This is a genomic window from Enterococcus cecorum (genome assembly GCF_052119425.1).
Taxonomy (GTDB): Bacteria; Bacillota; Bacilli; order Lactobacillales; family Enterococcaceae; genus Enterococcus_E; species Enterococcus_E cecorum_C.
The window spans coordinates 56,485-82,171 of the sequence record NZ_JBQKFH010000004.1 but is presented as its reverse complement, the minus strand read 5'-3'; the positions used below and the strand labels follow the sequence as shown (position 1 = coordinate 82,171).

Genomic DNA, 25,687 nt, shown 5'->3' with positions numbered 1-25,687 from the left:
CAAAATGTAATGTAAACAATATAAGTTTGAAAGGACCCATTATGACAGAGCGAGGATTACTTATTGTATTATCCGGTCCATCCGGTGTGGGAAAGGGCACGGTACGAAAAGCTATTTTTGAAAGTAGCGATAATGACTTCCAATATTCAATTTCCATGACGACGAGAAATATGCGTCCAGGAGAAGAAGAAGGTGTCGATTATTTCTTTAGGACAAAAGAAGAGTTCGAAGCCTTGATTGAAGCAGGCGAGATGTTAGAATATGCTGAATATGTCGGCAATTACTATGGTACACCACTTTCTTATGTAGAAGAGACTTTAGCAAAGGGCAAGGATGTCTTTTTAGAGATTGAAGTCCAAGGTGCCCGTCAAGTCAAAGAAAAGGTGCCAGATGGGGTATTTATCTTTTTAACGCCGCCAGATTTGGAAGAGTTACGTTCGAGAATTGTCAATCGTGGAACCGATCATGCAGATGTGATTGATCAACGAATGAAAGTAGCGAAAGAAGAGATTGAAATGATGGCTTTATATGACTATGCCGTGGTGAACGATGAAGTACCAAAAGCCGTGAAACGTATCAAAGAGATTATCGCTAGCGAACATTTTCGTGTCGATCGCGTAATTGATAAATATAGAAAAATGATAGAGGAGTTGTAAAAATTATGATGTTAAAACCATCGATTGACTCACTATTAAACCGGGTCAATTCTAAGTATTCATTAGTTATTTTAGCTAGTAAACGTGCACACGAACTAGATGCAGGAGCCCAAGGAACTTTAGACCATTTTGATTCTGTAAAAAGTGTAGGGAAAGCTTTGGAAGAAATTGATGCCTTAACTGTGATTAACGATCCAAATCCTGAGTTGAAGCGTCAAAGACAAAAAATGGAAGAAGAACAACGCAAAGCTCAAAAAGAAGCCGAGCAACGTGAACTAGAAGAAAAAGTTGCCACAGATAAATGATGATGTTAGCCGATATAGAGCCTTGAAAGCAATCTCTATGTCGGTTTTTCATTAGTTGAGATGTTTTAGAAAGCAGGTGAGTAGATGTTTATTGCTCAAGTGATTGTCGATGTGCCGACTATGCAGACAGACCAGCCGTATAGCTATCTGATTCCGGAAAATTTAAGCGATGTCGTCAGTGTCGGGATGCGAGTAGAGGTACCGTTTGGCAATGGAAATCGTCATATTCAAGGCTTTGTCCTCGCAATTGAACAAGTCCATCCAGAAAAATTGACTCAAGACAAAATCGAATTGAAGCCATTGATTCGCTGTTTAGACCTACAACCCGTACTGAATGAAGAATTACTACAACTAGCGGATTACATGAAAGAAACGACTTTTGCTTTTAAGATTACTTGTTTACAGACGATGCTTCCTGCGCTTTTAAAGGCCAGTTATGATAAGCAATTCCGCCTGTTAAATCCAAAATCTAAAGTTGCGTCCTACTTTCAGGAAAGTGCCGTCTTATCATTTGCTGAGGCGGAAGAAAAACAATTATTGGCTGAATTGAAAAAAGCGGTCCAAGCAGAAGAAGTGCGATTAGAATATTTGGTTAAAAACAAGAATCAAGTCAAGACGATTCGCTATGTTCGTCCGCTATTAAGTAAAGAAGCCTATGAGCAATTGCAACTACAACAGAGTAAAACTGCGGTGAGAAAGCAAGAACTACTGCAACAATTAGCCACTTTAGCTTATCTGCCAGTGAAATATTATACTGAGCGCAAAATTTCTACAAGTGTCTTAAATCAAGCGCAAGAACAAGGTTGGTTAGCCTTTGAAGAAGTGGAGGCCTATCGTGATCCTTTTGCTAATCAGACTTTTGAAAAAACTGCACACCTTGCTTTAAATGAGTCTCAACAATACGCCTGCGATACGATTTTACAAGCCAATCAAATGAAAGAGGCCAAGACTTTCTTACTTGAGGGGATTACCGGTAGTGGGAAAACCGAGGTCTACTTACAAATTATTGATAAAGTCTTGAAAAATGGACAAACAGCGATGATGCTCGTGCCAGAAATTTCCCTCACGCCACAGATGGTTGAGCGTTTTAAGGGGCGCTTTGGAGATTTGGTTGCGGTGTTGCATAGCGGGCTTTCTCAAGGCGAGAAATATGATGAATGGCGCAAAATTGAACGCAAAGAGGCCCAAGTTGTCGTCGGTGCGCGCTCGGCTGTTTTTGCGCCTTTGGAAAATATTGGTGTGATTATTATCGATGAAGAGCATGAATCAAGCTATAAGCAAGATGAGGCACCGCGTTATCATGCGAGAGATATTGCCATTTGGCGTGGGCAGTTCCATCATTGCCCGATTGTCCTAGGAAGTGCCACCCCATCATTGGAATCCAGAGCCCGTGCCCAAAAGAATGTCTATCAACTCTTAACCTTGCCTAAGCGTGCCAATCCAAATGCCAAACTACCGCAAGTGGAAATTGTCGATATGAAAAATGAGGCCAAAAATCCTAAGACCCAGACTTTCTCACAAATTCTACAAGATAAAATTGCTGACCGCCTAGCAAAAAAGGAACAGATTGTCTTACTATTGAATCGTCGGGGTTATTCTTCTTTTGTGATGTGTCGAGATTGTGGATATGTGCTGCCTTGTCCGAATTGTGATATTTCCCTGACTTTGCATATGGATGTCAAGAAGATGCGTTGTCATTATTGTGGCCATGAAGAAGCGATTCCACATACATGTCCAATGTGTGGCAGTCGAAAAATTCGTTATTATGGCACAGGGACGCAAAAAATTGAAGAAGAAGCGCTAGAGTTGTTTCCTGAAGCGAGAATTATTCGGATGGATGTCGATACCACCCGGAAAAAAGGGGCACATGAACGTTTGTTAAAAGCTTTTGGTGAGAAAAAAGCAGATATTTTGTTAGGGACACAGATGATTGCCAAAGGACTGGATTTTCCGGATATTACTTTAGTGGGGGTCTTAAATGCAGATACTTCACTTAATTTACCGGATTTTCGCTCGAGTGAACGGACTTTCCAACTGCTAACACAGGTCAGTGGTCGGGCAGGTCGTGCGCATAAGGCTGGCGAAGTGGTGATTCAAACCTTTAACCCAGAGCATCACGCCATTACCCTTGCACAAAGTCAAAATTATGAACAATTCTACCTACAAGAAATGTTTATCCGTCACCAAGGCGGTTATCCACCGTATTATTTCACGGTGAAAATTACTTGTACGCATGAAGTGGAACAAGTCGCTGCCAAGATGAGTTTTGCCATCTATAATCAGCTCAAAGCCCATTTGAGTCCGCAAGCCATCTTTTTAGGTCCGAGTCCTAGTGCGATTATGCGGGTAAAAAATAAATATTATTATCAGATGATTATTAAATATAAACACGAACCACACCTATCAGCTTTACTTAAAGATATCCTGATGAAAACCCAAGCTGAGCAAAGAAAAGGCTTGTTTGTCTCGATTGACCATGAGCCATTGAATTATATTTAAACGGAGGAATAGATGTTATTAAATATTGTTGAAGTTCCAAATGAGATTTTAAGAAAAGAAACCAAGGACGTGCAGCAAATCACGCCTGAGTTACTCACCCTTTTAGATAATATGTACGAAACCATGGTAGCAAGTGATGGCGTGGGGATTGCCGCGCCGCAAGTTGGCTCAGATTTGAAAGTGGCCATTGTGGAAGTAGAAGAAGGCGACAAATTTGAGTTAATTAATCCAGAAATTATCGAACAATCCGGAGAAGACATCGATGTAGAAGGTTGTTTGAGTATTCCGCATTTCTATGGTACGGTCAAGCGTGCAGATTATGTAAAGGTCCGTTTTTATGACCGTCTTGGCGATGAATATGAAGTCGAGGCAGAGGGCTTTTTAGCGCGTGCGTTCCAACATGAGATTGATCACTTACATGGAATTTTATTTACGGATCATTTAATTGAAGAAATCAAAGAAGAAGACCTAGAAAGCTATTATGAATCAAGAGAAAATGAGGAGTGACAAGATGACAAAAGTAGTATTTATGGGCACCCCAGCTTTTTCAGTGCCAATTTTACAAGGACTAGTAGAAGCGGGGTATGAAGTTTTAGCCGTGGTTACCCAACCGGATCGTCCAGTAGGCAGAAAAAAACAAATTCAATTTCCACCCGTTAAACAAGCGGCTTTAGATTTAAATTTACCTGTATATCAACCGGAAAAAATCAGTCAATCTGAAGAATTAGACGAAATTATCGCTTTAAACCCAGATGTGATTGTGACCGCAGCTTTTGGTCAGTTTTTACCTGAAAGATTATTGCAAGTGCCACAATTTGGTGCGGTCAATGTCCACGCTTCTCTTTTACCGGCTTATCGTGGGGGCGCTCCTGTTCATTATGCGATTATCGATGGTCAAAAAGAAACAGGCGTCACCATTATGGAAATGATTAAAAAAATGGACGCCGGTGGCATTTATGCGCAAAGTAAATTACCTATTACGCCGCAAGATGATGTAGGCACGATGTTTGAAAAGTTAAGCTTATTAGGACGTGATTTATTATTAGAAACGTTGCCTAAAATTTTGGATGGCTTAAAACCAACCCCTCAAGAAGAAGCACGCGTTACTTTTTCACCAAATATCACCCGTGAACAAGAAGAAATTGACTGGCAAAAGACTGCCCAACAAATTGATTGCCAAATTCGTGGAATGCATCCATGGCCGGTCGCATTTACCACTTATCAAGGCAAGCGGATGAAGATTTATCGCGCGACCGTTCTTGAGGAAACGACGACGCAGGCACCGGGTACGATTATCGAGAAATCTAAAAAACGTCTAGTGATTGCTTGTGGCCAACAAACGACCTTAGCGATTGACGAATTACAAATTGCGGGTAAGGCGAAACAAACGATTCAAGATTTTCTAAATGGCGTCGGTCAACACGTACAAGTCGGTGAGAAAGTAGGCCTGCATGAGTAAACGTAAAATTCCTAGTAAAATCAAGCATTCGGTACGGTTCGTGACCTTAGATAGCTTATTAAAAGTGAAAAAAGGGGGCGCGTACTCGAATTTATTGGTTGCACAAGCCATTGAAAGAAATCAGTTAAATCCCCAAGATGCTAAATTATATACAGAAATGCTTTACGGGACGATTGCGCGTAGGATGCTGTTAGATTATCAACTGGCGCCTTTTATCCAAAAAGCGAAAAAAGTCGATGATTGGGTATTGGCATTATTAGAAATGTCTTTATATCAATTAAATTATTTGGATAAAGTGCCAAGCCATGCGATTTTCAATGAAGCTGTGGAGATTGCTAAGGCGAAGGGAAATCCTGGGATCGCTAAATTTGTCAATGGCGTCTTGCGCAATATTCAACGTCAAGGGGTCCCAACTGTTGAACAAATTCACGACCCAATGGAGCGTTTAAGTGTGAAAATCAGTATGCCGAAGTGGCTCGTGGAAAAGTTGGTCGCACAAATTGGCATAGAAGAAACCGAAAAATTAGGCTTATCTTTATTTGAACCAAGTCATGTTTCTGCTCGAGTGAATACGGCAATGATTAGTCGCACGGAAGCCATAAAGCAGTTAGCTACAGAAGGCATTGAAGCGCACAAAAGTACGGTTGCACCAGATGGCATTGTGGCACAAAAAGGCTTTTTAGCAGGGAGTACGTTGTTTAAGCAAGGCGCTATGACCATTCAAGATGAAAGCTCGATGTTAGTAGCCCGTGCACTAGAAGTTCAAGGCAATAGTCAGGTCTTGGATGCATGTGCGGCTCCTGGTGGCAAGACAACGCATATTGCGAGCTTTTTAGATCAAGCAGCCGGCGGAAAAGTCACGGCTTTAGATATTCATGATCATAAAATTAAGCTCATCCAAGAAAATGCCGCGCGTCTACATGTAGATGAGGTCGTTCAGGCAGTCAAAATGGATGCCAAAACCATTCATGAGCATTTTACACCTAATAGCTTTGACCGTATTTTAGTGGATGCACCTTGCTCAGGCCTTGGTTTAATGCGTCGAAAACCAGATATTAAGTACCAAAAAACGGCGGAAGATTTTAAACAATTGCCAAAAATTCAATTACAAATATTAAAAAGTGCCGCAAGTGTGTTAAAATCAAAGGGAAGATTAGTCTATAGCACTTGTACAATTGCACCGGAAGAAAATCAAGGGGTAGTGATGCAATTTTTACAGGAGAATCCAGACTTTTCACTGGTAGCGCCTGAAATTTTTGCCCACTTGCCTCAAAGTGTGCATAATCAAATGTTGACGATTTATCCACATCAGTATCAAACAGACGGCTTTTTTATTGCGGTCTTAGAGAAAAAATAGGAAAATCGCGTGACAAGTGACGATTTTAAAGAGGTGAGAGCGATGGAAATTCGTTTTTTAAGTGACGTCGGTAAAAAGCGTAATACCAATCAGGATTATGCAGATGTCTATTACAATCAAGCTAATTATCCTTTAGCGATTCTAGCTGATGGCATGGGAGGACATCAAGCAGGCGATGTTGCTAGCAAAAAAGCCGTAGAAGAGCTCGGGGCTTCCTGGCAAGCAAGTGAAATCATTGATCCAGAAAAATGCGCGCAATGGCTGATTCAACAAATTCAAATCGAAAACCAAGCGATTTTTGAAATGGGTGCTGGCGCTGTCGAATTAGCTGGAATGGGTACCACGATTGTTGCTGTAGCCATTTTTGAAGATCAATTCACGATTGCCCATGTGGGAGATAGTCGTATTTATCTTTTACGTTCAGGCAAATTACAGCAATTAACTGAGGACCACTCGCTAGTCAATGAATTGGTCAAATCAGGAGAAATTACCCAAGAACAAGCAGCCAATCATCCGCGTAAAAATGTCTTATTGCGCTCAGTCGGTATGCCCGGTGTGGTCGAAGTGGATGTTGCCAGTTTTTATCTACAGTCTAGGGATTATCTCGTGCTTTGTTCAGATGGCTTGACGAATATGGTCAGTGATGCCGAAATCGCCAATACCATACTTTTTGCTGAAAACTTAGAAGAAGCCTTGCAATCATTAGTTCAAAAAGCCAATGATGCGGGTGGTTTAGACAATATTACAGCCGTAGTTATTTCTTTAGGAGGTGAAAGGGATGCCGACTGAAATCGGGAAAAAGTTTAATGGTCGCTACTTGATTTTAGGCAATATCGGTAGCGGGGGTATGGCCAATGTCTTTTTAGCCCGCGATTTGATTTTGGACCGCGAAGTAGCGATTAAAGTGTTGCGTTATGACTTTTTAAATGATCAATCAGCTATCCGTCGTTTCCAAAGAGAGATGCTTGCTTCCACAGAGTTAGTCCATCCAAATATTGTGACGGTCTATGATGCGGGTCAAGAAGGCGAAACGCAATTTTTAGTGATGGAATACGTGAAGGGCATGGATTTGAAGCGCTATATCCAGACGCAGTATCCAATTCCTTATGGCCGTATTGTGGATATTATGCAACAGATTTTGTCTGCGGTATCCTTGGCCCATCAGCATCGGATTATTCACCGCGATTTAAAACCCCAAAATATCTTGATTGATGAATCTGGTACGGTGAAGATTACGGACTTTGGGATTGCGGTGGCATTATCCGAAACTTCCATTACCCAAACCAATAGTATGTTAGGTTCGGTGCATTACCTTTCTCCTGAACAAGCGAGAGGAAGTATGGCGACGAATCAATCCGATATTTATGCGATTGGAATTATTTTGTATGAAATGCTGACAGGAAAAGTACCATTTGACGGTGAGTCAGCGGTGACCATTGCGTTGAAACATTTCCAAGAAGAGATTCCTTCTGTACGTTTGTATGATCGTAATGTCCCACAATCTTTAGAAAATGTTGTCTTAAAAGCTACAGCCAAAGATCCAATCGACCGTTATCAAAGTGCAGAGGAAATGAGCGCTGATTTGGCTACAGTATTGGATCCAAGTCGTTTGAATGAACCGATTTGGCACCCCGCTAGCCATGTTGAAGAAACCAAGGTCCTACCAAATCTAACGGAACAAGTTCCAAGTGCGGTACCAGTGGAAGAAGACGTAACTACACCAGAAAAAGAGGCTGAGGAAAAACCAATACCATCGAAGAAAAAAGCTAAGGAGCAAAAGCCTAAGAGTAAGAAGAAATTATTATTCCTAGGGATTGCGGCTGCTTTAATCATAGGTATTGTTGTGATTGCCTTTAGCGTCTTAGGTGGTGGTAAAAACGAGATTAGCGTGCCAGATGTCAGCAATCTATCCGAATCAGCTGCAAGAAGCAAGTTACAAGAAGCTGGATTAAAAGCCGCTGGGCAAACCGAAGAAATTACCAGTGATAAAATACCAGAGGGTAAAGTAGTCAAGACGAATCCTGAAGCCAAAGCGATTGTGCAAAAGGGTCGAGAAGTTGTGCTTTATATCAGTATTGGTGGTCGGAAAATTAAGATGAAGAATTACACTAATATGGATTATAAAGAGGCGGTTGAAGCACTGGTAAAACTTGATTTTAAAGAAAGCAAGATTAAGAAAAAAGAAGAATATAGTGATACGGTTGAAAAAGGAAAGATTATCTCACAAACGCCTGAAGCAAATAGTGAAGTGACTCCAGATAAGACTTCGGTTAAATTTGTAGTCAGCAAAGGGGCCAAACCAATCAAGATTAGCGATTATGTAGGTACATCGATTAATGAAGCCTTACTTGATTTGGCGAATAATGGTATCAATGAATCACAAGTCAAACAAACCCAACAAGAAAGTGATAAAGAAGCTGGTACGATTTTAAGTCAAACGCCTTCTGGGGGTTCTAGTGTGACACCAGGCAAGACGATGATTAACTTTGTGGTTAGCTCAGGACCAAATGAAGTCAGCGTTCCTGATTTTACGGGAATGAGTAAGTCAGAAGTTCAAAGTGCCGCCAAAGAAGCGGGATTAACGGTGAACTTTGAAGAAGACTATGACAATCAAGTCCCAGCTGGCCAAGTCATTCGCTCTAATCCTAGTGCAGGTGAAAAAGTGAAGAAAAATAGCAGTGTGACTGTGACACTTTCTAAAGGTAGCAACTTGAGTAATTTCACTGTGGATGTCGTTGCGAACTTTACCGGTGGCGAAAACGATAATAACGGCCAAACCATTACCATTTGGCTAAAAGATGCTAGTACCGGTGATGTGAGAAAACAAGTCCAATCCTTTATTGTGGATGCTTCAAGTAATTACAAACGAGTGAGTGTTGATGTTTCAGTCGCTCAAGGTGGTTCCGCAACGATTTACGCCCAAAGAGATAATGGCAAAGAAGTCTCAATGGTTGTCTCTAAAGCGACCACCATCCAAGTTCCATAAAAATATATCCTAGCTAGACACCAAACGTTTAGCTAGGATTTTTTACATCTTAAGCCGTATCGTGTTGTCTCAATCTTCTTGGTATAATGAGGAAAAAGACGAAAAGGAATGAAAAAAATGAAAAAGTTAGTCATGGTCAGTGTGTTAGGTATCGGCTTGGTATTACTAGGTGCCTGTGGGAATAAACAATTTTTTGATACGACTTATACATTTAACTACGCGATGGTCAAATTACCAGACGGCACGATAAAAAAAGGCAAGGTAGCTACGTGGGACGATTATGAAGGAGAGCAATTACAAATCAAATTTGAGGATGGCACGACTGTACTTGTAAATTCAACTAATGCGGTGCTATCCGTTGATCCAATTAAATAACCCAAAAACCGCCTGTAGTTGTTGTGATACAGACGGTTTTATTTGATTTTTTTAGTTTATCAGCAAGTTAGCTGTAGCCTCGCTAAAAATAATAAAGCCCTTTTGATACATAATAGTTGCAACATTTGAGTGTTTCGACTATTATGTTTTTATCAACTGATAAATTTATCAGTTGATAAAAATTGAAAAATGAGGTGTAAGCATGTTTTTAGCAATCAATGAAATGAAACATTCAAAGTTACGCTATGCTCTCGTGATTGGCGTAGTTTTTTTAATTGCTTATTTGGTCTTTTTCTTAACCGGTCTAGCCTATGGATTGGCGCAAGAAAATCGTACAGCAGTCGATAAATGGCAGGCAGATCGTATTTTATTATCCGATGAGGCCAATGGAAAGCTAAATATGTCGATGTTAACGATGGATGATTATGAATCAGTGAAAGCAGAGGATAAAGCGGCATTGGCACAGTTTCCTGGCATTGTGTATCAAAAAGGAAAGAAGGACCAACAAATCAATGTAAGTTTTTTCGGTATTGAAGCAGATGAATTTTTGGCGCCTAATCTGGTGAAAGGGCGCATGTTCAAAAATACTGGTGAAGTAGTAGTTAATGATAGTCTAGCAAAAGAAGATGGACTGCAAGTGGGAGATCAGTTAAAAGTGGCTGGTAGTAAGCAAACTTTAAAGATTGTTGGTTTTACCGATGAGGCGATGTATAATGTAGCACCTGTCATTTATATGAGTCTGGCTGATTTTCAAGAAATTCGTTTTAATCAGGCTTTACCTGAAGAGGCGATGAAAATTAATGCGATTGTCGTTCGTGGTCAGACCAAACAAGTCGCCGATAATCTTGAAAAAGTGAAAATCAGTGCATTTATCAATGATTTGCCAGGTTATAGTGCGCAAAATATGACCTTTGCTTTTATGATTGGCTTTTTAATTGTTATCGCGGCGATTGTGATTGGCATTTTCATCTATATTTTAACGATGCAAAAACAGGCCATTTTCGGTGTGATGAAAGCCCAAGGTATTTCGAATTTCTTCATTGCTCGTAGCGTATTTGTACAGACGGCGATTTTAGCTTTTGTCGGGATTGTCTTAGGCTTAGCGCTGACCTATTTGAGTTCGCTTGTCTTGCCTGCTGCGGTACCTTTTGCCATTTTCTGGGGCTTATATCTCGTAGTTAGTGTCGGCATGTGGGTGATTGCCATTTTAAGTGCGGTCTTTTCTGTCAGCACAGTGGTCAAAATCGATCCATTAAAGGCGATTAGTTAGGAGGGATTATATGCAAGCAATAGAATTTAGAAATGTCCGTAAAGAATATCAAGACGGTTCACAAATCATCCAAGCACTCAAACCAACGAATTTGGTGATTAACAAGGGCGAATTTGTTGCAATTGTCGGTCCATCTGGTTCAGGAAAAAGCACGTTTTTAACTTTAGCAGGAGGCTTACTAACGCCGAGCGAAGGTGAAATTTTGGTGAATAATCAGCCATTTAGTCAAGTAGCAGAGAAAAAGCGAGCGCAATTACGTTTTAAAGAAATTGGATTCATTCTACAAAGCTCTAACTTGATTCCGTTTTTGACGATTGAAGACCAAATGCGTTTGGTAGATAAAATTACACATCAACCACGACCACAATTGGTACAAGAATTATTTGAGCAATTGTCGATTCAACATCTGGCTAAAAAATATCCCGAAAATTTATCGGGAGGAGAACGTCAACGAGTAGCCATTGCCAGAGCGCTGTATAATGATCCAACCATCATCTTAGCGGATGAACCGACAGCGAGTCTAGATTCTACCCGTGCCTTTGAGGTGGTGGAACTATTAGCGAAAGAAACCAAGCTGAAAAATAAAGCAACGATTATGGTTACGCATGATATTCGTATGACTAAGTATTGCGACCGTATTTTTGAAATGAAAGATGGCGTACTAACAGAAAAACAAGCCTAATCTTTGCCTATCCATGTTAATCAATTAGCGAAAAAGACTAGTTACAATGGCTAGTCTTTTTTCTTTGCATTTAATCAAATTAAGTGAATATTTCCCTGAAAAAATGATAAAATAGGAGTAAAGAGATAGAAAGAAGGTTAGAAATGAGGGAGGATTTACGCGAGACAATTTTAGCTTCGTCTGCGGAATTGTTTTTATCACAGGGATTTAAGGCAACTTCAACTCGCCAGATTGCCCAAAAAGTTGGGATTACGCAGCCTAATTTATATTATCATTTTCCGAATAAAGAAGAATTGTATGTCGCTGTTGTGGAGCATATTTCCCAACAATTAGCCGCTGAGTTGAATTTTTTAGCTGCCAAAGATTTACCACTAAAGGAAAAATTGGTGGAGATGGCCAGTTTCTTACAAAAGGAATACCACTTTGATTTTGCGCAGATGTTAAAGGATATTCATAATGAGTTGCCTAGAGAATCGATGGTGCGCTTATTAATGGTTTGGCAAGAGAGTTATCAAGCGCCATTTATCAAGGTATTAACGAGTGGAAAAGAGCCTTTACGTCAGGGGTTAAATGAAGAAGTCTTGGTCACGCAGCTCTTTACATTGTTGGCGAGTTATACGATGGTTCGTCCCACTGGGCATGCGAAAAAGCAAGTTCCACTTGAGCAGGTCATTGATTTATTTTTATATGGGGCTATCAAGCGTTAGATAGGAGCAAAGGCGAGTTTTTTGCTAATTATGTAAATTTTCTGTATAATTAAGGTCAATATTAGTCAAGGAAGGTGGATGAGATGAGCAATCAGAATACCTCGGATTTAATCGAAGCCTATTTAAAGAAGTTTTTAGAAGAACAGGCCGCTATTGAGATTCGTCGTGCGGAAATGGCTCACTTGTTTGATTGCGTACCTTCACAGATTAATTATGTGATTAATACGCGATTTACCATTCAGCAAGGATATAACGTCATCAGCAAACGTGGTGGTGGAGGCTATATCCGCATTGAAAAGGTACAAATCAGCAATCACCAAGCCTTTTTAGCTAGTTTGGATCAATTATTTGAAGATTATTTATCAGAAAATGATGCCAAGGCGATGATTCAAAAATTATACGAGGAAGATTTATTAACGCAGCGTGAAGGTAATCTTTTATTATCATTATTTTCAAAACAAGGGATTAATCATCCTGATGATCAACGAATTCGCGCACAGTTAATGCATGCGTTATTACAACGTTTAAGTTACGAAAATTAAGCTAGATAGCTAGAGATATGAAGGGGGCATGAAAAATGGAGGATTTATTTACACCTAAAGCAAAAGAAGTCTTGATGTTAGCACAAGAAGAAGCCAAATACTTCAAGCATCAAACAATTGGTTCAGAGCATCTATTGTTAGCTTTAGTGGTGGAACAAGAAGGTATCGCGGGAAAAACTTTGCGTGAAATGAATATTCAAGAAAATGATATCCGTGAAGAAATCGAACATTACACCGGTTTTGGCATGGTGAAGCATTATCCTGATAACTACTTCTTACCTTATTCGCCGCGAGTGAAACAAATTATCGCTTATGCCAATGATGAAGCCAAACGTTCTGGTGTTGAAAAAATCGGGACGGAGCATTTACTTTTAGGTTTATTACGCGATGAAGAAATTTTAGCTTCACGCATTATGCTCAATTTAGGGCTTAGTTTGTCAAGAATGCGTCAATTATTGAAGAAGAAAATGGGTCAAGAACCTACACGCAATCAAACACAGACACCTAATCGTCGCAAGCAACCAACCCAAGCAAAACAAGAAACCATGGAGGGTACCCCAACGTTGGATGCCTTAGCGCGTGACTTAACCCGTCAAGCCATCGAACAACGCTTAGATCCAGTGGTTGGCCGGAATAAAGAAGTCCGTCGCTTAGTGCAAATTTTAAGCCGTCGTACCAAAAACAATCCTGTACTTGTTGGGGAACCTGGTGTCGGAAAAACGGCAATTGTGGAAGGTTTGGCGCAACGCATTATTCATGGTCAAGTGCCAGAAGATATGTTGCATAAACGCGTGATGATGCTAGATATGGGTTCTTTGGTCGCTGGTACGAAATTTAGAGGCGAATTTGAAGAGCGTTTGAAGAAAATCATTGACGAAATCTACAATGATGGTCATATTATTCTCTTTATTGATGAAATTCATACCTTGATTGGTGCGGGGAGTGCAGAAGGTTCTGTGGATGCATCCAATATTTTAAAACCAGCCCTTGCCCGTGGCGAAATCCAATTAATCGGCGCGACCACCCTGAATGAATATCAAAAATATGTTGAAAAAGACAGTGCTTTAGAACGTCGCTTAGCCAAAGTCCAAGTCGATGAACCTAGTCAAGAAGAAGCGGTCCAAATCTTACAAGGGTTACGTCCACGCTATGAAGAACACCATGGCTTGAGAATTTCCGATGAAGCGATTGAAGCAGCTGTTACGATGTCGGTGCGCTATATTCATTCTCGTCAATTGCCAGATAAAGCCATTGATTTGATTGATGAATCAGCTGCTAAAGTGCGCCTAGATGCTAGCGATAAGCCTTCGAAGGTCGCTGATTTACAAAATGAATTGGTTCGGGTCAATGCAGAAAAAGAAGAAGCCATTTATAATCAAGCCTTCGAGCAAGCAGCTCAATTGCGTTTAGAAGAGCGGAAAATTGCTGAAAAATTAGCACAATCTCAACAAAAACAAATCGAAAATCAAGAGTTGCAAGTGGTAAGTGCCGAAGATGTGGCTGAAGTGGTGTCACAATGGACCGGTGTGCCTGTGCAACAAATCGCTAAGAAAGAAAGCCAACGTTTGATGGATCTAGAAAAAATCTTGCATCAACGAGTCGTCGGTCAAGATAAAGCAGTCGTAGCGGTGTCTAGAGCTATTCGCCGTGCCAGAAGTGGCTTAAAAGATCCAAACCGTCCAATTGGTTCTTTCATGTTCTTAGGGCCAACTGGGGTAGGGAAGACGGAATTAGCCAAAGCCTTAGCCCAAGCGATGTTCGGTAGTGAAGATGCGCTAATTCGGGTAGATATGTCTGAATTCATGGAGAAATACTCGACTTCTCGCTTGATTGGTTCGCCTCCAGGTTATGTAGGTTATGAAGAAGGCGGCCAGTTAACAGAAAAAGTACGGACCAAACCATATTCTGTTATCTTGTTAGATGAAGTAGAAAAAGCCCATCCAGATATCTTTAACATCTTATTACAAGTCTTGGATGATGGTTACTTAACCGATGCCAAAGGACGTAAAGTTGATTTTAGAAATACGATTTTGATTATGACATCTAACTTAGGCGCAACGCAATTACGCGAAGAAAAGAGTGTCGGTTTCAATGCGGTGGACCAAAGCAAAGACCAAAGAGCGATGGAAAAACGTATTTTAGAAGAATTGAAGAAAGCCTATCGTCCAGAGTTCTTGAACCGTATCGATGAAACTGTGGTCTTTAATTCATTAGATGCGAGCGAAATTCATGAAATTGTGAAAATCATGAGCCGTCAAATCGTCGCACGTATGGCAGAACAAGGCATTCAATTGAAGATTACGCCAAGTGCCATTGATGTCATCGGTAAAGCCGGCTTTGATCCAGAATACGGTGCACGGCCAATTCGTCGGGCATTGCAACGTGAAATTGAAGATAAGCTAAGTGAAGCGTTGATTTCTGGCCAAGTTCAATTAGGCGATGCAGTGACAATCGGTGCTTCTAAAGGCAATATCACTTTGACTGTCAAGAATAGCAAAACCCAACCACTTGAACTTGTCGGTAGTGGTAAATAAGCAAGACTTTCAGCAGACCAGGGTCATTGTGCGCTGGTCTGTTTTTTGAAGTGTTCAAAATTTGGCTTGCTTTTTAATGATTTCGTGTGAAGTATCACAAAAATCGGTGGATTCGCTCAGATAGGTTTGATACGATAAAAATATCAATTGTGAAATATTTTTTTAACGAGAAAGTTTTTTAATCCTTTAGAATCATCCTATTTTTAAACGTTGTTATCTTTCAAGAAATAACATAAGTATCAATAAAAAGTCGGCGCCGTTTCATTGCACAAACACTGAATTAATGATACAGTAAATAGTGCCTATTACATATAAATTTGAATTATGACAAAGAATTGAGGTTTTTTGATGATTAATATTGTCGCAACGGTGGAATCCTTGGCCCAAGCTGAGCAATTATTACCGTATGTAGATACTATCTTTTTTGGTGAAGAACGTTTTGGCCTACGCTTGCCAGCCAGCTTTACCAGAGAAGAACAAAAACAACTAGTAGACTTAGCCCATCAGCACGGCAAAAAAGCGATGATTGCGGTGAATGGGATTATGCATCCGGAAAAGATGAAAGAAATCCCTGAATACTTGGCTTTTCTACGTTCAATCAATGTAGATGTGATTTCCCTTGGTGACCCTGGGATTATCTATGTGATGCGCAAAAATCCAGAATTAACCCTACCTTTTATCTATGATGGGGAAACATTGGTTACGAGTGCGCGTCAAATTAACTTCTGGGCGAAAAAAGGTGCATTAGGAGCTGTCCTTGCCCGCGAAGTGCCTTTTGAAGAGATGAAAGTGATGTCTCAAGAGCTACAAGTCCCTGCAGAAGTTTTAGTCTATGGTGCGACTTGCATCCATCAATCCTTACGTCCGCTTTTACAAAATTACTATAACTTTACGCAACAAAAAGAATCGGTGAAAAAAGAGCGCGGACTATTCTTAAGTGAACCGAAAAAAGAAGAAACCCATTATTCGATTTACGAAGATAGTCATGGCACGCATATTTTTGCTGATAAAGATATTCAATTGATGAATGAATTAACAGATTTAGTGGACTATCATTTTACGACTTGGAAATTAGATGGCATCTATTGCCCTGGAGAAGGTTTTGTGGCGATTGCGCAGGCTTTTGATACCGCCAGAAAAGCCATTGAAGCGAACAATTTTACCGATGAATTAAAAGCACAACTTGTTGCTACGATTGAGGCAAATCATCCTGTCAATCGCGAATTAACGACTGGTTTTTACTATATCGAACCAGATGCTATTAAATAAGGAGGGACTATCATGACTGTTCAATATAAACGACCCGAGATTCTAGCACCAGCTGGGACACTCGAAAAATTAAAAACAGCCATCCATTATGGGGCAGACGCTGTATATATTGGTGGAAATGCCTATGGATTGCGTTCTCGTGCGGGTAATTTTACCTATGAAGAAATGAAAGAAGGCGTGGAGTTTGCCAAGGCGCACAATGCCAAAGTCTATGTGGCAGCCAATATGGTGACACACGAAGCCAACCAAGCAGGGGCTGGTGAATTTTTCCGCGAATTGCGTGATGTGGGGATTTCTGCGGTTATCGTTTCAGACCCGGCTTTAATCGAAATTTGTATTACTGAAGCACCAGGATTACCTGTTCATTTATCCACACAAGCTTCAGCCACCAACTTTGAAACCTTAGAATTTTGGAAAGAAGAAGGTTTAGAGCGTGTGGTATTAGCGCGTGAAGTTTCGATGGAAGAGGTCGCAACGATTCGCCAAAATACGGATATTGAGATTGAAGCCTTTATTCATGGGGCGATGTGTATCTCTTATTCCGGGCGTTGTACGTTGTCTAACCATATGTCCATGCGTGATGCCAATCGTGGCGGCTGCTCACAATCTTGCCGTTGGAAATATGACTTATATGACATGCCTTTTGGAACAGAACGTCGCAGCTTGGTGAAAAATGGGGCAGTTGCGGAAGAGTTTTCGATGAGTGCCGTAGATATGTCGATGATTGAACATTTGCCAGACTTGATTAAAAATGGTGTAGATAGTTTCAAGATTGAAGGCCGTATGAAGTCGATTCACTATGTCTCAACGGTATGTAATGTTTATCGTGCAGCGGTGGATAGCTTTATGGCAGATCCAGAAAATTACGTCTGCAAACAAGAGTGGATTGATGAATTATGGAAAGTGGCGCAACGTGAATTAGCGACTGGTTTTTACTATCATATCCCAACAGAAAATGAACAATTATTTGGTCCACGTCGTAAAATTCCTGAATATAAATTTATTGGTGAAGTAATTAGCTATGATGAAGAGACCAAAATTGCGACCATTCGCCAAAGAAATCACTTTAGCGTAGGCGATGAAATCGAGATTTATGGCCCTGGCTTCCATCATTTCCATCAAAGTGTAGAATGGATGAAAAATGAAGAGGGCGAAATGATTGATCGTGCACCAAATCCGATGATGCTCTTAACAATGCCGGTTGCTGAACCAGTCAAACCAGGCGATATGTTGCGAAAGAAAAAAGAAGAAAAGGTTAGAGAGAAAAAAGTCGCTCAAGCCTAATGAATACCAATCAACTTAGACCAGAGACGGATAGTGTTTCTGGTCTGTTTTTTTTGAATCAAAGGAAGTGGTAAATCGAGTTGAATAGTAATGTCGTTTGCGTTACAATTGTACATGAAGGAGGGATAGTCGATGGTCAAAAATGCGACATTAAATTTAAGAGTGGATGCTTCAGTTAAGGAAAAAGCAGAAAGTGTATTGTCTAAATTAGGGGTGCCAATGTCTACTGCAATAGATATGTATTTGAATCAAATCGCACTGACAGGAGGAATCCCTTTTAAAGTTACCTTGCCTCAGGCGCCAGAAACTATCGATATGGGGAGATTAAGTAAAGAAGAAATTTCTGATTTATTGCAAGCGGGAATGGATGATGTGCTTGCAGGAAAAGTTTGTGATGCAAAAGATGCCTTTGAAGATTTTGAAAAGAAGTATTTGATATGAAAGAATATCAAGTGATTATTACAGAATCTGCTATAGAGAATCTAGAGGATATTTACGAATATATCGCTTTTAAGTTACAATCTCCTAATGTTGCGAGCAGCCTTTATCAAAAAATAAAAAGAGCAATATTCAGTTTAAACGTTATGCCCTTTCGATATAAGATGACAGATATTGAACCAGGACGTTCACGAGGACTTCATCAGATGAGGATAGAGAATTATTATGTCTTTTACTTAATCACAGCGAATAAAGTTTACGTGACCAATATCTTGTACTGTCAATCGGATATTTCTGCGCGATTAACACAAGATGAGGAAAAATAAATGTGAAATGTTGTTTGAAAATCATGGGTGTACTTGCAATCATTTTATGGTTAAAATTATCCAACTTAGACCAGAGACGGATAGTGTTTCTGGTCTGTTTTTAGTATAATATATTTGTTATCTAAAAGGAGGCGTAAAAAATGGAAAATATTAAAAATCCAATTATTCGCTATTTATTGGCTATATTATTATTTATCGGATTACTAACTTTGGATCAAACCTCGACCATGTTGATTGCTTTAGGTCCAACGATTTCAAGTAATCAAACTTTTGTCTATATAATTGCAACCTTACTCTTACTTACGACGGTGGGTATCTCTTATTATCTAGCAAGAAAACAAGGTTGGATGAAACCTATCACACAGACGATTACCAAAGACAACTGGAAATTCATTTTGAGTATGTTTGCACTGACCTACCTACTTAAATTACTGAGCGGTGTGATTTTACAACTTTTTGGTGTCAATGCAGCACCAGAAAACCAACAAGCGATTGAAAGTCTGATGAAGCAAATTCCAACTTGGTATATGGGATTGATGATTTTAGTCTTAGCGCCAATGGTAGAAGAATTTATTTGTCGGGCGCTGATTTTCAAAACAATCAAAAATAAAAAAATCGCTTTTGTGGTGGCGATGCTAGTCTTTGCTTTACTACATGTTAGCGGCCAATTTGATTTAAGTTTTATTGTGTATTTGAGTATGAGTGCTGCTTTGACCTATACTTATTATCGTCATGAGAATTTAAACGAAAGCATTGCAGTCCACTTCTTAAATAATTTAATCGGTTTTGTGGCATTGTTAGTGATGTAAGAAATAATGTAGAGAAGAATCCTATCATTGTGGGTTCTTCTTTTTTTACTATTTGTAATAAATGTTTTTTTGTTACAATAATTTTAAGAAAATAATTAGAGAGTGGAGAGGTAAAAATTGTTGTGGATGATAGTATTTGGTGTATCTTATCTTTTTATCTCACAAAAATATCAAACGCCATATGTAGATTTACTTTGTTTTTTACTTGTGAGTGTGGCGAGCTTGTTTGATGGAGTTAATATGGTAGCTATAGGTGTTTTGCTATGGTTGAGTGCGGGATTAAGTTGTTATCGTTTCTATATCTGGACCAAACCTTTCGTCAAACAAAAACAGCCCTCTCTGCCGGCAAGATGGGAATATCTAATCATGTCCACGGTCGCTTTTCAATTGGCCTATTTAGAAAAAGATGCATTCAAGACCTTGCCGTTATTTGTGTCAGCTTTAGTGATTATGGTTGAAATTTTATTAATGATTTTATATTTTTACGCTTGGTTTAAAGATTCTCGTTTCCTACCGCGTGAAAAAATAATTGTTTCAGAAGTGATTACTCTTAGTAGCGTATTTTTCTATTTGATTAGCTATACCTCCGTTTGCGAGACATATATCGGCTTGATATTATGGTTACTACTTGTCATTCATTGGTTTGTGATGAGAGAGGCTGTCTGAGAGTTTTTATGCTTTTAAAAAAATGTTGTAAAGTGTAGCAACTGAAATAAAGGAGTTATTGAGTGAAATATAAAAAATTGTTAAAGCATAAGCATATTTTCTTGTTTTTGTTTGTATTCTATTTGTTGATGGGTGTTTCCAAATATGCTTTTGTACTATTTGCGCAAGAACATCAATCTTTGGATAACTATTCATTATCATATTCAGCAATGGCAATATCAGGTGCACTGTCCTTTATGATTACCAATCAGATTCCCAAAAATAAAACCGTTGTCTATTTTCGTATTTTTGTGCCGTTGTACGCATTGGGAATGTTTTTACGGATTTTTGTTAAAAATAGAGGGTTGGCTATCTTATCAGGGGTTATTGGTGGTCTTGGTGCTTCAGCGATACTGCTACTTGTTCGGCATTGGTTTTTACATATTGGCGACCAGGATAAAGAAAACAGTAATCTTATTCGCTCTTCACGATTTACCATTTCGAATATTGCGAGTATCATTGCCGTGCCTGTGAGTGGATGTGCGATTTTCTTAATGAGCTTCTATCAAACGAATGCTTATGTGACATTGTTAGTTATCTATGCTTGCTTAATGCTATTATTGTCATTTACTAAGGTACCCAATATTGAAATTCCAGAAAAAAAGCAGCAATGGATTTTCTTGCCACGAGATAAGGCTAGAGGAAGTTTACTTTATGCCATTACGTTTATTTTAGGGATTTGTGGTTCAATGATTACCTCCATTTTACCAGCAATCATCAAAGGTGCAGGGTGGTCTGTGATGGGCACTACCTATCTAACTACGCTAATTGCTGTATTAACTTTGCTTTTGACGCTTATATTATCAAATAATTGGGTATCTAAAAAACTTAGCTTATTTTTCTTTTTGAATCAGCTTATCGGTATTTTGGTTGCACTAATTATTCCACTGATAGTGAATAGTAAAATGAGTATGTTAATCGTATTATTCGTTGTTGAGATGACATTAGCTGGTTATTTCGTGATTAGTGATTTGATGGATTATCAAGTCATCCCTAAGGCAGAATCAACTATTTATTTAGGAATTCTGCAATCTAGTTTTTTAGTTGGGGATTCAGTTGGTAGTCCGCTGGGAAGTTTTTTATATGATCGATGCGGTTTATCTGTTTTGTTTATGAGCTATGCGCTGATTTGTTGTGTTGGAACAATTAGTTTTTTAGCCTATTATCATAATTATAAAGAAAGAGGATGAAGTTTTGAGTCGGAGTATTTCGGGGGCCTTTGTTTTGGCAGTGGGAGTATTTTCACCTGATGTCACTGCGCTTTTTGTTGTATTCCAAAGTTTTAGCTTGATTGCAATGGGAATGTTTCTGATTTTTCTTTTAGTGAGTATAAGTTTGAAAAAGAAGACGTAAATTTTTGGCACATATCCTAGAATATTTTTACAGAGTCATATTAGTCAAAAACCGAGAAACTTTTCTGTGGAAGTTCTCGGTTTTAACTTTTCTAGAGTATAAGTGTAAAAACTTTTGTATTTCAGAAGTTTCTAGAGTATAGGTGGGAAAACTGTTGAATTTATTCGCACATAGGGATGAAAAATCAATGTTGAGAATAAAAATGAAAAATTTCATGAAAGCTTGACAAATAGGCTAGAATTGTCTAAAATGTATAGATGCAAAAACTATCAAAAAGTATTATCAGTAGGAACGAAATATTGTCCGTTTCGGCTGTAGCATAAGGAAAACAAAAGTAGAACAGGGATTTGAACACTTTCTATTTTTGATTTTTTTTTGCCTTAAAGCCGCAAAAAATACGATTTGTTACCTAAGTTTAATGTTTGTAACAAAAAAGTAATATTGGTTGGTAGCTATTTTGAAAGATTTTTGAAGGGGTGAAGAGCTTGGCTGGACACGTAGTAAAATACGGAAAGCACCGCGAACGTAGAAGTTTCGCACGTATCAGTGAAGTATTGGAATTACCGAATTTGATTGAGATTCAAACAGATTCTTATCAATGGTTCTTAGATGAAGGACTAAGAGAAATGTTTGAAGATATTTTACCGATTGAAGATTTCAACGGCAATTTATCTCTAGAATTCGTAGATTATGAGTTGAAGACACCTAAGTATGATGTAGATGAAGCACGTGCACACGATGCAAACTATTCTGCACCATTACATGTAACATTACGTTTGACAAATAGAGAAACTGGCGAAATCAAGTCACAAGAAGTATTCTTTGGCGATTTCCCATTAATGACTGAACAAGGAACCTTTATCATCAACGGGGCAGAACGTGTTATCGTTTCACAATTAGTCCGTTCTCCGGGTGTTTACTTCCATGGGAAAGTAGATAAGAATGGTAAAGAAGGTTTCGGTTCAACTGTCATTCCTAACCGTGGCGCATGGTTAGAAATGGAAACAGATAGTAAAGATATTTCTTATGTACGTATTGACCGTACCCGTAAGATTCCATTGACAGTGTTAGTTCGTGCGTTAGGTTTTGGTTCAGATGATACAATCTTTGAAATTTTCGGAGATAGCGAATCATTACGTAATACTATCGAAAAAGACTTACACAAAAATGCAAGTGATTCACGTACAGAAGAAGGTTTGAAAGATATTTACGAGCGTCTACGTCCAGGCGAACCTAAGACTGCTGATAGCTCAAGAAATCTTTTAAATGCGCGTTTCTTTGATCCAAAACGTTATGACCTTGCTGCAGTAGGTCGCTACAAAGTGAATAAGAAATTAGACTTAAAAACACGTCTATTAAACTTAACTTTGGCTGAAACTTTAGTAGATCCTGAAACAGGTGAAATTTTAGTTGAACAAGGAACAGTCTTAACACACCAAGTCATCGATAGCATTGCCGAACAATTAGAAAACGGCTTAAACAGCGTGACTTACTATCCTTCAGAAGATGGGGTTGTCACTGAGCCGATGACTGTTCAAGTAATCAAAGTCTTTTCACCAAAAGATCCAGAACGTGAAATTAATATCATTGGCAATGGCTACTTACCAAGCGATGTGCGCACGATTCGTCCTGCAGATATTATCGCAAGCATGAGTTACTTCCTAAACCTAATGGAAGGTATCGGTAAAGTAGATGATATCGACCACTTAGGAAACCGTCGAATCCGTTCAGTTGGTGAGTTATTACAAAATCAATTCCGTATTGGTTTAGCGCGTATGGAACGTGTGGTACGTGAACGCATGTCAATTCAAGACACTGAAACATTAACACCACAACAATTAATCAATATCCGTCCAGTAGTGGCAAGTATCAAAGAATTCTTTGGTTCTTCTCAATTATCACAATTCATGGACCAAACCAACCCGCTAAGTGAGTTAGCCCACAAACGTCGTCTATCTGCGTTAGGGCCTGGTGGTTTGACGCGTGATCGTGCCGGATATGAAGTTCGTGACGTTCACTACTCTCACTATGGTCGTATGTGTCCGATTGAAACGCCTGAAGGTCCAAACATCGGGTTGATCAACAGTTTAGCGACTTATGCGAAAGTGAATAAATATGGCTTTATCGAAACACCATATCGTCGTGTAGACCGTGAAACAGGACGCGTAACCGATCAAATTGATTATCTAACTGCTGATATCGAAGACCATTATGTTGTGGCCCAAGCAAACAGTAAGTTAAACGAAGATGGTACGTTTGCTGAACCTGTTGTCATGGCGCGTGCAACAAGTGAAAATATCGAAGTTGCTGTTGAAAAAGTAGACTACATGGACGTATCTCCTAAACAAGTAGTTGCCGTGGCGACTGCATGTATCCCATTCTTAGAAAACGATGACTCTAACCGTGCCTTGATGGGGGCCAACATGCAACGTCAAGCAGTGCCTTTGATTAATCCTAAAGCACCATGGGTTGGTACTGGTATGGAATACAAATCAGCGCATGACTCTGGAGCAGCTTTATTATGTAAACACGATGGTATCGTTGAATACGTGGATGCAAGTGAAATTCGCGTTCGCCGTGAAGATGGTACCTTAGATAAATATAAAGTAACGAAATTCCGTCGTTCAAACTCAGGAACAAGTTACAACCAACGTCCATTAGTTCAATTGCATGAACGCGTGGCTAAAGGCGATACTTTAGCAGACGGTCCATCAATGGAAGGTGGAGAATTAGCTTTAGGTCAAAACGTCTTAGTTGCCTTCATGACATGGGAAGGTTACAACTATGAAGATGCGGTTATCATGAGCCGTCGTTTAGTAAAAGATGATGTGTATACTTCTGTGCATATTGAAGAGTACGAATCAGAAGCACGTGATACCAAATTAGGACCTGAAGAAATCACTCGCGAAATTCCAAACGTGGGTGAAGATGCCTTGAAGAACCTTGATGAAATGGGTATTATCCGCATCGGGGCAGAAGTAAAAGACGGGGACTTATTAGTAGGTAAAGTGACACCAAAAGGAGTGACTGAATTATCTGCTGAAGAACGTCTATTACACGCAATCTTCGGTGAAAAAGCGCGTGAAGTTCGTGATACTTCTCTTCGTGTTCCTCATGGCGGTGGCGGTATTGTCCACGATGTGAAGATCTTTACACGTGAAGCTGGCGATGAATTATCACCAGGCGTAAATATGTTAGTACGTGTTTATATTGTTCAAAAACGTAAAATCCATGAAGGGGATAAAATGGCCGGTCGTCACGGTAATAAAGGGGTTGTTTCCCGTATTATGCCGGAAGAAGATATGCCATTCTTACCAGACGGAACACCAGTGGATATCATGTTGAATCCATTAGGGGTGCCATCACGTATGAACATCGGACAAGTATTAGAATTACACTTAGGTATGGCTGCGCGTGCCCTTGGTATCCATGTAGCAACACCTGTATTTGATGGTGCGAGCGATGAAGATGTATGGGCAACGGTTCGTGAAGCTGGTTTAGCCAAAGATGCGAAAACCATCCTTTACGACGGACGTACAGGGGAACCATTCGATGGCCGTATTTCTGTCGGTGTCATGTATATGATTAAATTAGCCCACATGGTTGATGACAAACTACATGCCCGTTCAATTGGACCATACTCATTAGTTACCCAACAACCACTTGGAGGTAAAGCTCAATTTGGTGGACAACGTTTCGGGGAAATGGAAGTATGGGCACTGGAAGCTTACGGTGCTGCTTATACCCTACAAGAAATCTTAACTTACAAGTCAGATGATGTTGTCGGACGTGTGAAAACTTACGAAGCCATCGTGAAAGGTGAACCAATTCCAAAACCAGGTGTGCCAGAATCATTCCGCGTATTAGTCAAAGAATTACAATCTCTTGGTTTAGATATGCGCGTATTAGACATTGACGATCAAGAAATTGAATTACGTGACATGGATGATGACGATGATTTAATTACCGTTGATGCTTTAACAAAATATGCTGAAAAACAAAAAGCCCAACAAGAAGCACAACGCAAAGCTGAAGAAGAAGCTTTAGCCGCTAGTCAAGCCGAAGAAGAGGACAACGACGAAGCCTAAAATCGTGCTTGTCAAAAGTATAAATGAATGATAAGTAGTGGCA

At 39.6% G+C, this 25,687-nt stretch carries 22 protein-coding genes; all 22 read left to right on the top strand.

Annotated elements, in window-relative coordinates:
- Window positions 1–41 precede the first annotated feature (41 nt).
- The 22 genes from gmk (at window position 42) to rpoB (ending at window position 25,644) form a co-directional block, all read left to right on the top strand.
- Entirely contained in the window at window positions 42–656 is a 615-nt protein-coding gene (gene gmk, locus ACTQZM_RS01765) for a guanylate kinase (RefSeq protein WP_047242632.1), read from the top strand.
- 5 nt (window positions 657–661) lie between these two features.
- Window positions 662–961, top strand: coding sequence for a DNA-directed RNA polymerase subunit omega (gene rpoZ / locus ACTQZM_RS01760; protein WP_016250685.1), 300 nt, complete (start codon window positions 662–664; stop codon window positions 959–961).
- Between the two features lie 84 nt (window positions 962–1,045).
- On the top strand, window positions 1,046–3,460 hold the full coding sequence (gene priA, locus ACTQZM_RS01755; RefSeq protein ID WP_441652710.1) for a primosomal protein N': 2,415 nt from the start codon (window positions 1,046–1,048) through the stop codon (window positions 3,458–3,460).
- A 12-nt stretch (window positions 3,461–3,472) separates the two neighbouring features.
- Window positions 3,473–3,967, top strand: a complete 495-nt coding sequence (gene def, locus ACTQZM_RS01750) for a peptide deformylase (protein ID WP_016250687.1) — start codon at window positions 3,473–3,475, stop codon at window positions 3,965–3,967.
- Between the two features lie 4 nt (window positions 3,968–3,971).
- Complete coding sequence (gene fmt / locus ACTQZM_RS01745; protein ID WP_441652709.1) at window positions 3,972–4,919, top strand: methionyl-tRNA formyltransferase; 948 nt, start codon at window positions 3,972–3,974, stop codon at window positions 4,917–4,919.
- Window positions 4,912–6,276 (top strand): 16S rRNA (cytosine(967)-C(5))-methyltransferase RsmB, encoded by a 1,365-nt coding sequence (rsmB, locus tag ACTQZM_RS01740; protein WP_441652708.1) that lies wholly within the window; start codon window positions 4,912–4,914, stop codon window positions 6,274–6,276. The genes fmt and rsmB overlap by 8 nt, the downstream gene beginning before the upstream one ends.
- Before the next feature lie 42 nt (window positions 6,277–6,318).
- On the top strand, window positions 6,319–7,065 hold the full coding sequence (locus tag ACTQZM_RS01735) for a Stp1/IreP family PP2C-type Ser/Thr phosphatase (protein ID WP_441652707.1): 747 nt from the start codon (window positions 6,319–6,321) through the stop codon (window positions 7,063–7,065).
- Entirely contained in the window at window positions 7,055–9,262 is a 2,208-nt protein-coding gene (gene pknB / locus ACTQZM_RS01730; protein ID WP_441652706.1) for a Stk1 family PASTA domain-containing Ser/Thr kinase, read from the top strand. The genes ACTQZM_RS01735 and pknB overlap by 11 nt, the downstream gene beginning before the upstream one ends.
- 108 nt (window positions 9,263–9,370) lie before the next feature.
- A complete protein-coding gene (locus ACTQZM_RS01725; RefSeq protein WP_243198571.1) occupies window positions 9,371–9,637 on the top strand; it encodes a hypothetical protein in 267 nt (88 codons plus the stop codon).
- Between the two features lie 202 nt (window positions 9,638–9,839).
- The gene (locus ACTQZM_RS01720; protein WP_441652705.1) at window positions 9,840–10,907 is read left to right on the top strand and encodes an ABC transporter permease; all 1,068 of its coding nucleotides are present in this window, start codon (window positions 9,840–9,842) and stop codon (window positions 10,905–10,907) included.
- A gap of 10 nt (window positions 10,908–10,917) precedes the next feature.
- A complete protein-coding gene (locus ACTQZM_RS01715) occupies window positions 10,918–11,589 on the top strand; it encodes an ABC transporter ATP-binding protein (RefSeq protein ID WP_243198576.1) in 672 nt (223 codons plus the stop codon).
- A gap of 143 nt (window positions 11,590–11,732) precedes the next feature.
- On the top strand, window positions 11,733–12,296 hold the full coding sequence (locus tag ACTQZM_RS01710; RefSeq protein ID WP_441652704.1) for a TetR/AcrR family transcriptional regulator: 564 nt from the start codon (window positions 11,733–11,735) through the stop codon (window positions 12,294–12,296).
- Between the two features lie 83 nt (window positions 12,297–12,379).
- Complete coding sequence (locus ACTQZM_RS01705; RefSeq protein WP_243198584.1) at window positions 12,380–12,838, top strand: CtsR family transcriptional regulator; 459 nt, start codon at window positions 12,380–12,382, stop codon at window positions 12,836–12,838.
- Between the two features lie 35 nt (window positions 12,839–12,873).
- On the top strand, window positions 12,874–15,372 hold the full coding sequence (locus ACTQZM_RS01700; RefSeq protein WP_441652703.1) for an ATP-dependent Clp protease ATP-binding subunit: 2,499 nt from the start codon (window positions 12,874–12,876) through the stop codon (window positions 15,370–15,372).
- Window positions 15,373–15,720: 348 nt separating this feature from the next.
- On the top strand, window positions 15,721–16,641 hold the full coding sequence (locus ACTQZM_RS01695) for a peptidase U32 family protein (RefSeq protein ID WP_441652702.1): 921 nt from the start codon (window positions 15,721–15,723) through the stop codon (window positions 16,639–16,641).
- A gap of 12 nt (window positions 16,642–16,653) precedes the next feature.
- The gene (locus tag ACTQZM_RS01690) at window positions 16,654–17,925 is read left to right on the top strand and encodes a peptidase U32 family protein (RefSeq protein ID WP_016250700.1); all 1,272 of its coding nucleotides are present in this window, start codon (window positions 16,654–16,656) and stop codon (window positions 17,923–17,925) included.
- A 132-nt stretch (window positions 17,926–18,057) separates the two neighbouring features.
- Window positions 18,058–18,366: a type II toxin-antitoxin system RelB/DinJ family antitoxin gene (locus ACTQZM_RS01685; protein WP_441652701.1), complete on the top strand. Its 309-nt coding sequence runs from the start codon at window positions 18,058–18,060 to the stop codon at window positions 18,364–18,366.
- Complete coding sequence (locus ACTQZM_RS01680; protein ID WP_171312036.1) at window positions 18,363–18,689, top strand: type II toxin-antitoxin system RelE/ParE family toxin; 327 nt, start codon at window positions 18,363–18,365, stop codon at window positions 18,687–18,689. Before ACTQZM_RS01685 ends, ACTQZM_RS01680 begins: the two co-directional genes overlap by 4 nt.
- Window positions 18,690–18,829: 140 nt before the next feature.
- Entirely contained in the window at window positions 18,830–19,498 is a 669-nt protein-coding gene (locus ACTQZM_RS01675; RefSeq protein WP_441652700.1) for a CPBP family intramembrane glutamic endopeptidase, read from the top strand.
- A gap of 126 nt (window positions 19,499–19,624) precedes the next feature.
- Entirely contained in the window at window positions 19,625–20,164 is a 540-nt protein-coding gene (locus ACTQZM_RS01670; RefSeq protein ID WP_441652717.1) for a hypothetical protein, read from the top strand.
- A 62-nt stretch (window positions 20,165–20,226) separates the two neighbouring features.
- Window positions 20,227–21,393, top strand: a complete 1,167-nt coding sequence (locus ACTQZM_RS01665; protein ID WP_441652699.1) for a hypothetical protein — start codon at window positions 20,227–20,229, stop codon at window positions 21,391–21,393.
- 648 nt (window positions 21,394–22,041) lie between these two features.
- Window positions 22,042–25,644 (top strand): DNA-directed RNA polymerase subunit beta, encoded by a 3,603-nt coding sequence (rpoB, locus tag ACTQZM_RS01660; protein ID WP_441652698.1) that lies wholly within the window; start codon window positions 22,042–22,044, stop codon window positions 25,642–25,644.
- The last annotated feature ends 43 nt before the right edge of the window (window positions 25,645–25,687 follow it).

Bases quoted from the DNA above. Each gene is read 5' to 3' on its own strand.
- gmk (WP_047242632.1), top strand. From the start codon at position 42: ATGACAGAGCGAGGATTACTTATTGTATTATCCGGTCCATCCGGTGTG.
- rpoZ (WP_016250685.1), top strand. From the start codon at position 662: ATGATGTTAAAACCATCGATTGACTCACTATTAAACCGGGTCAATTCT.
- priA (WP_441652710.1), top strand. From the start codon at position 1,046: ATGTTTATTGCTCAAGTGATTGTCGATGTGCCGACTATGCAGACAGAC.
- def (WP_016250687.1), top strand. From the start codon at position 3,473: ATGTTATTAAATATTGTTGAAGTTCCAAATGAGATTTTAAGAAAAGAA.
- fmt (WP_441652709.1), top strand. From the start codon at position 3,972: ATGACAAAAGTAGTATTTATGGGCACCCCAGCTTTTTCAGTGCCAATT.
- rsmB (WP_441652708.1), top strand. From the start codon at position 4,912: ATGAGTAAACGTAAAATTCCTAGTAAAATCAAGCATTCGGTACGGTTC.
- ACTQZM_RS01735 (WP_441652707.1), top strand. From the start codon at position 6,319: ATGGAAATTCGTTTTTTAAGTGACGTCGGTAAAAAGCGTAATACCAAT.
- pknB (WP_441652706.1), top strand. From the start codon at position 7,055: ATGCCGACTGAAATCGGGAAAAAGTTTAATGGTCGCTACTTGATTTTA.
- ACTQZM_RS01725 (WP_243198571.1), top strand. From the start codon at position 9,371: ATGAAAAAAATGAAAAAGTTAGTCATGGTCAGTGTGTTAGGTATCGGC.
- ACTQZM_RS01720 (WP_441652705.1), top strand. From the start codon at position 9,840: ATGTTTTTAGCAATCAATGAAATGAAACATTCAAAGTTACGCTATGCT.
- ACTQZM_RS01715 (WP_243198576.1), top strand. From the start codon at position 10,918: ATGCAAGCAATAGAATTTAGAAATGTCCGTAAAGAATATCAAGACGGT.
- ACTQZM_RS01710 (WP_441652704.1), top strand. From the start codon at position 11,733: ATGAGGGAGGATTTACGCGAGACAATTTTAGCTTCGTCTGCGGAATTG.
- ACTQZM_RS01705 (WP_243198584.1), top strand. From the start codon at position 12,380: ATGAGCAATCAGAATACCTCGGATTTAATCGAAGCCTATTTAAAGAAG.
- ACTQZM_RS01700 (WP_441652703.1), top strand. From the start codon at position 12,874: ATGGAGGATTTATTTACACCTAAAGCAAAAGAAGTCTTGATGTTAGCA.
- ACTQZM_RS01695 (WP_441652702.1), top strand. From the start codon at position 15,721: ATGATTAATATTGTCGCAACGGTGGAATCCTTGGCCCAAGCTGAGCAA.
- ACTQZM_RS01690 (WP_016250700.1), top strand. From the start codon at position 16,654: ATGACTGTTCAATATAAACGACCCGAGATTCTAGCACCAGCTGGGACA.
- ACTQZM_RS01685 (WP_441652701.1), top strand. From the start codon at position 18,058: ATGGTCAAAAATGCGACATTAAATTTAAGAGTGGATGCTTCAGTTAAG.
- ACTQZM_RS01680 (WP_171312036.1), top strand. From the start codon at position 18,363: ATGAAAGAATATCAAGTGATTATTACAGAATCTGCTATAGAGAATCTA.
- ACTQZM_RS01675 (WP_441652700.1), top strand. From the start codon at position 18,830: ATGGAAAATATTAAAAATCCAATTATTCGCTATTTATTGGCTATATTA.
- ACTQZM_RS01670 (WP_441652717.1), top strand. From the start codon at position 19,625: ATGATAGTATTTGGTGTATCTTATCTTTTTATCTCACAAAAATATCAA.